Below are 502 nucleotides of genomic sequence, written 5' to 3' on the forward strand. Positions count from 1 at the left end.
TATTCCTCGTCGGTCAGGTCCCAGAGTTCGACGCCGCGGCTTTCGGCCTGCTTGACGGCGGCACCGGAGAGCTCGTGCGCCTCACGGAACGGCACGCCCTGCCGGACCAGCCATTCGGCGATGTCCGTGGCCAGTGCGAAGCCCTGGGGCGCCAGGGACTCCATCCGCTCGGTGTTGAACGTCAGGGTCGCGATCATGCCGGAGACGGCCGGGAGCAGCAGCTCGAGGGTGTCGGCGGCGTCGAAGACCGGTTCCTTGTCCTCCTGCAGGTCCCGGTTGTACGCCAGCGGCAGGCCCTTCAGGGTGGCCAGCAGCCCGGTCAGGTCACCGATCAGGCGGCCGGCCTTGCCGCGGGCCAGCTCGGCCACGTCCGGGTTCTTCTTCTGCGGCATGATCGAGGAGCCGGTGGAGTAGGAATCATCCAGGGTCACGAAGGAGAACTCCTTGGTGGCCCAGAGGATTACTTCCTCCGAGACCCGGGACAGGTCCACGCCGATCATGG

General features: G+C 67.3%; 1 protein-coding gene. It reads right to left on the reverse strand.

Annotation, left to right across the window (positions count from 1 at the left end; all coding sequences use genetic code 11):
• Nucleotides 1-502: lyase family protein (locus HGG74_RS21105; protein WP_246263148.1), on the reverse strand; the 502-nt coding region annotated here is incomplete at both ends.

The organism is Arthrobacter mobilis, assembly GCF_012395835.1.
In the GTDB taxonomy this organism is placed as follows: domain Bacteria; phylum Actinomycetota; class Actinomycetes; order Actinomycetales; family Micrococcaceae; genus Crystallibacter; species Crystallibacter mobilis.